The organism is Microvirga sp. Mcv34 (assembly GCF_024519725.1).
Taxonomy (GTDB): domain Bacteria; phylum Pseudomonadota; class Alphaproteobacteria; order Rhizobiales; family Beijerinckiaceae; genus Microvirga.
Window position 1 is genome coordinate 1 of record NZ_JALJRK010000155.1, and the last position, 5,449, is coordinate 5,449.

Here is a 5,449-nt window from a genome sequence, read left to right on the forward strand (position 1 = left end):
CCTGCAGGTCGTTGATCCCGGCCGCCAGAGGATCGACATAGCGCTGGGTCGCGCCAATCCGGAGCATGTGCAGGATCACCTGCGCGTCCTTGGGATCGTTCTTGTCCCAGCCGTTGTGAAGAGCCTCTCGCGTCCGGGCGAGCGCCACGGATGAGACCAGCCGCAACTCGAACCCTGCCGAGAGCAGGCGGTAGGCCAGCCCGCGATGGTAATCGCCTGTGGCCTCAAAGCCGATGAGCACCGGGCCACCATAAGCCACCAAAGCCTCGACGAGGCGGTCATGATCGGCCTTGGTGCTCAGGATTGTAAGCCGCCGGCGTCGGGCCTGTCCGGGAGCCTCGATGAGCACCTCGTGGCGGTACTTGGCGATGTCGATTGCTACCAGAGTGGCAGGAGCAGGTGTAGGATTAAGCTCGGTCATGGTCGGCTGGCCTCCAGCGAGTGTTCAGCGACATCACTGTGAGACCTGCTGGCTGGCCATGACCACCCCACGCAGCGCGGCTGCACAACCCGGACCAGCTCCGCCGCGCTGCTTCCCCATGTACTACGGCACCCACTTCACCACACCCGGCAACACCGGTTCGGCCGCCCCTCTGATCAAAGAGGCGATGGCCCGCGGCGAGATCTTCCGGGCGCATTCGTTCGAGCTCGCCTGTGCCCAGAACGAGATCGATCACCGCCTGACCAAGCCGCGCCATCCCTGGACGAACGGACAGGTTGAACGGATGAACCGAACCCTCAAGGATGCGACGGTCAAGCGCTACCACTACGACAGCCATGACCAGCTGCGGGGTCATCTTGGCGACTTCCTCGCCGCCTACAACTTCGCCCGCAGGCTCAAGACCCTGCGCGGCCTCACCCCCTACGAGTACAGCTGCAAGATCTTTACAAGCGAGCCGCAACGCTTCAGGCTCGACCCACTCCACCAAATGCCAGGACCAAACACCGCTGCGCCAGGGTCGCTGCCTCCGGCCGGAATGCCGACGCTCTGACCCACAGATCCACTCGCACCAGAGCCGCGCCTCGGCAGAACTGGAGTGCCGCCGCCTCCGTTGGGCGTCGTGGTGCCTGTGGTTGCAGGGCTCCCAGCTCCACCGATACTGCCGCTGCCTGATGCTCCGGTGCCAGCACCCAAGGATTGTGTGCGTCAAGTTCTGCAAAGCGGGGTGGCTGATATCATTGGTTGTGCTGCAACCACTCTGCCTGCCTCACGTGAGGCTACAACCGACCTGAGCAGGGAGCCCGACCCCGGTCTCAGTTCGGATGGGCGATGTGGCCCTATCTGAGAAGTCGGTTTATCGGCCCCTCTCATCCTCCTGTACGGGCTCGTCGACATGGCAGATGGTCTTGGTACATGTTACCGTCACGACCCGGTGCGATGAGCCAAAGCAGTTCGCCTCATAGGCGATGATATCGCCGCGCTGGAAGAGTTGCTTGATCGTTGGTGACCCACAATCGGCTCGTTGCAGCGCTGCTTGCAGTTCGGCATCGCTGGCCTGCGCCGGGCCGACCCACCCAAAAGCCAGAAGCAAAGCGGCGCAGAGCAGCCCACCCGAGAAGGTGATGTGGTGGCGGGGGCAGGACGTGGACAGCACGAGCATGAAGCCTAAACAAGTCTGAGTTGCCGCATGACCATACACTCCTCCCTGGCTCTTGAGCAATGATGGAGGTTGGCGGACGGGACTGATCAGGCGGGCCGTGTGACCGTACAATGCGGCGCACGTCTCTTTGTTCATCCCAACCGGAGCATGGACTTGCTTTGCCTCAGACATGAACCATTGCCACGCTGCACTGAACCGCGCCGGATTTTCCGGAGGCTGATTGGTTTGGATTCTACGCAGCCATCGGCATGACCTCAAGCTGGGCGTGGTAGGCCGCTTCTGGATTTGCTTCGGTTTAGTGGAGAGCGGTTTGGTAGCGATCAGGCCAGCCTTTCGAACTGAGCCGGACTGAGGTAGTCGAGCGTTGAATGACGCCGGACGGGATTGTAGAAGCCGTCGATGTAACGCCCAATCGCCTTCTTGGCCTCGGCCCTCGTCTGGAAGACGGTGCGCCAGACCAGCTCGGATTTCAAGGTCTTGAAGAAGGTCTCGACAACCGCGTCGTAGCAATTTCCTTTTCCTGACATCGAGATCCGGATGTTGTGTTTCCTCAACTCGGCCTGATACTCAATCGAACAATATTGACTGCCGCGATCCGCATGATGGGTCAGCCCCTCACCGGGTCTTCGGATCGCCAGAGCCTTGCGTAGCGCCTCAAGAGCCAGTTCCTTGTGCAGCCGGTCGCTGACGGCCCAGCCAACCACCCGCCTGGCAAACAGATCAAGCACAACGGCCAGGTACAGCCAACCCTCGTTCGTCCACAGGTACGAGATATCGGCGGCCCACTTCTCGTTTGGACGCTCGGCCGAGAAGTCCTGCTCAAGCAAATTGGGCGCAATCGGAAAGGCGTGGTGGCTGTCGGTGGTGCGCTTGAACCGTCGCTTCTGCCGGGCTTTGAGCCCATTCTCCCGCATCAGCCGAGCGGTCCGACGGCGACCGACCTCCAGACCATTATCCTGCGAGCTATAGCGGATTTTGGGTGACGTGTCCGATCAGATGGGGTATTCGGCCTGCCGTCGGTGCCTCCCATTTCCATAGGGTAAAGAGCCGCGCTTCAGGCTGATGGTACAACAAGGTCGTGGAGAGCGGCCTCAGGCCTCAGTGGGAGAAGCGCAACATGAAGCACTACGCGGGTTTGGATATCTCGGTCAAAGAGACCTCGGTATGCATCGTGGACGAGACGGGCAAGATCTGCCGTGAGATCAAGGTCACCAGCCATCCGGAGGATCTTTTTAAGCTCCTGCAAGATCCCGCTTGGCGCCTGGAACGGATTGGGCTCGAGGCAGGCCCGCTCTCGCAATGGCTCTTCGAGGGACTGGCTGGGGCAGGCTTGCCCGTCGTGTGCATTGAGACGCGGCACACCAAGGCCTTCCTCAAGGCCCAGGTGAACAAGAGTGACCGCAACGATGCCCGCGGCATCGCCCAGATGATGCGGGTCAATCTGTTTCGGCCAGTTCATGTGAAGACACTCACCAGCCAGAAACGACGGGCTCTGCTGACCGCTCGCAAGCTGCTGCAGGAGAAGGCTATCTCAATCGAGAATGACATCCGCGGCCTGCTGCGCAACTTCGGACTCAAGGTTGGCGTCGTCGGGGCCATCAAGTTCGAGGAGCGCATCCATGAACTCGTCGCGGGCCTACCAGATTTGGCTGAGATCACGAACTCATTGCTTGCGGCTCGTCGGACTCTACGCGAGCACTTTTCCGCTCTGCATCGTAAGCTCCTGACGCTCGTCCGGGATGATCAGGTGTGCCGGCGCTTGATGACGGTCCCCGGGGTTGGTCCTGTGGTTTCTCTGGCCTTTGTCGCGACGATTGATACGCCTGCCCGGTTCCGAAGATCCAAGGCGGTCGGACCTGCCCTGGGGTTGACGCCGGTCCGCGATCAATCGGGGGAACGCGACCGGGTCGGGCGGATCTCGCTCTGCGGCGACGCCATGATGCGAACACTGCTGTTCGAAGCCGCTCAGGTCATGCTGCGGCCAACCACCCGTTGGTCCTGGCTGAAGGCCTGGGCCATGAGGGTGGCGCAGCGACGTGGCGGTGGAAAGGCCGTCGTCGCACTGGCCCGGCGGTTGGCGGTGATCATGCATCGTATCTGGTGTGAAGGCACCGAGTTCCGCTGGAGCAGGGAGGTTCAGGCGGCCTGATCATGCCCGATTGATCAACCGGATTACAAAGAAACACGAGAATCCGCGCCAGAGCGGATGTCTGTCCCTTGCGGGACGCGGGATGAAGTGAGTTCGTAGCGCCGCCTGCTCCTGCGCCTATGGCGCAAAGGACGACGATCAGATAGTTCCACTTCATTCTTCTGACCCCATAGTGGAAGGGCCAAGTGCCGATTCCGGAGAGAAGCGAGAGCCCGCAAGGACTGCAGAGATAATCGTGGCAACCAATCCAAAGGGAGCTTGACTGGAACCGGCCGAATAGAGAAGGCGGCGCTGTTTGTCGGCATCGGAATGACTTCGGTGCCATCCTGGAATCTGACACCGGCGATCACCTTGGGCAACTGGTTTTCGCCCATCAGCCGCCGCCAGCTTTTCGCAGCCGCCATGATGAGCTTGAACACCATCAGCCGGGCGGTGGTCGGCGACAGTGAGCCCTTGGTGCGCACGGTCCGGTGCCGGACCGTCGCGAACACGCTCTCGATCGGGTTTGTGGTCCGCAGATGGATCCAGTGCTCGGCCGGCCAGTCATAGAATGCCAGCAGCGCCCGCTGGTCCTTGCGCACACACTCCACGGCCTTGGGGTAGCGCGCCTGATAGGCGTCCTCGAACAGATCGATGGCGACCTCAGCCTGGGCTCGGGTGGGCGCGAGATAGATCTCCCGCAAGGCCGCCTTCATGCCCGGCTGCACAGACTTGGGCACCTTGTTGAGCACATTGGCGGTCTTGTGCAGCCAGCACCTCTGATGATGCGTGCCTGGAAAGAGCTCATCGAGTGCCTTCCAGAAGCCGAGCGCTCCGTCCCCGACCGCAATCCGGGGTGGGATGGACAGGCCCCGCCGCTTGATCTCGACCAGAAGCTCACGCCAGCTCTGGGCGCTCTCACGCACGCCGGCCTGGAAGCCGACCAGCTCCTTCCTGCCCTCCGGCGTGGCGCCGATCAGCACCAGGATGCATTCGGCCTGATCTTCCATCCGGGCCTGGAGGTAGACGCCGTCAGCCCAGACATAGACATAACGGCGAGCTGACAGGTCCCGGGCCTGCCAGTGCTCGTACTCGCCTTGCCATTCGCCGGTCAGCCGGGAGATCACCGAAGGCGAGAGATTCGGGGCTTCCTTGCCGAGCAAGGCTGAGAGCGCCTCCTGAAAGTCGCCGGTGGAGAGGCCGCGCAGATAGAGGATCGGCAAGAGCGCATCCAGGCTCTTTGTCCGTCGGGCCCATTTGGGCAGGATGGACGAGGAAAAGCGGATCCTATCCTCGCCTGTGGTGCCACGATCGCGGATCTTGACCCGGCTGACCGCCACCGGACCGATGCCGGTCTGGATCGTGCGCTCGGGGCCGTGGCCGTGCCGGACCAGGCGCTCACGTCCGTCCGGCAGCTTCAGGTCGCGCATGCTGGCGAGAAAGGCCTCGGCTTCGATCTCGATGGCCTGGGCCAGCAGCTTGCGGGCGCCGGCGCGCAGGATATCGGTCAGGGGATCGTCAATCGTATCGGGCTGACGAAGGCGGACAATGTTGGTAGTCTCGTTCATGGCGTATCGCTCTCTCGAAGAGGTTCTGGCAGGCTCGACACCCGCCTCGATACGCCGCCCTTCTCACACCGTCATCACCCAGTTTCCGCCATACCTCTTATCCTGCAACTCACGGGTCATGCGCGGACTGCCGTAGGTGCCGTTCGAACGGG

Annotated in this window: 3 protein-coding genes and 3 pseudogenes; 2 read left to right on the forward strand and 4 right to left on the reverse strand. The window is 62.0% G+C overall.

Translation table 11 applies throughout. The features are described from left to right. On the reverse strand, nt 1-421 hold a 421-nt coding region (locus tag OC446_RS29045; RefSeq protein ID WP_262032395.1), incomplete at its 3' end, for an IS110 family transposase. 214 nt (nt 422-635) lie between these two features. Here OC446_RS29045 and OC446_RS29050 point away from each other — a divergent pair. Further along, nucleotides 636-992: pseudogene (locus tag OC446_RS29050) on the forward strand (integrase core domain-containing protein); the annotation flags it as partial. A 303-nt stretch (nt 993-1,295) separates the two neighbouring features. Here OC446_RS29050 and OC446_RS29055 read toward each other — a convergent pair. Both OC446_RS29055 and OC446_RS29060 read right to left on the reverse strand, forming a co-directional pair. After that, nucleotides 1,296-1,601 carry a hypothetical protein gene (locus OC446_RS29055; protein ID WP_262032396.1) on the reverse strand — a complete coding sequence of 102 codons (306 nt, stop codon included), beginning with the start codon at nt 1,599-1,601 and terminating at the stop codon, nt 1,296-1,298. Nucleotides 1,602-1,921: 320 nt separating this feature from the next. Then, nucleotides 1,922-2,551: pseudogene (locus OC446_RS29060) on the reverse strand (IS3 family transposase); the annotation flags it as partial. Nucleotides 2,552-2,718: 167 nt separating this feature from the next. Here OC446_RS29060 and OC446_RS29065 point away from each other — a divergent pair. Further along, nucleotides 2,719-3,750, forward strand: a complete 1,032-nt coding sequence (locus OC446_RS29065; RefSeq protein ID WP_262032397.1) for an IS110 family transposase — start codon at nt 2,719-2,721, stop codon at nt 3,748-3,750. 284 nt (nt 3,751-4,034) lie between these two features. Here the strand turns inward: OC446_RS29065 and OC446_RS29070 are convergent. Beyond that, nucleotides 4,035-5,297, reverse strand: a pseudogene (locus tag OC446_RS29070) (IS256 family transposase); the annotation flags it as partial. Nucleotides 5,298-5,449: the final 152 nt, after the last annotated feature.

Bases quoted from the DNA above. Each gene is read 5' to 3' on its own strand.
- OC446_RS29055 (WP_262032396.1), bottom strand. From the start codon at position 1,601: ATGCTCGTGCTGTCCACGTCCTGCCCCCGCCACCACATCACCTTCTCG.
- OC446_RS29065 (WP_262032397.1), top strand. From the start codon at position 2,719: ATGAAGCACTACGCGGGTTTGGATATCTCGGTCAAAGAGACCTCGGTA.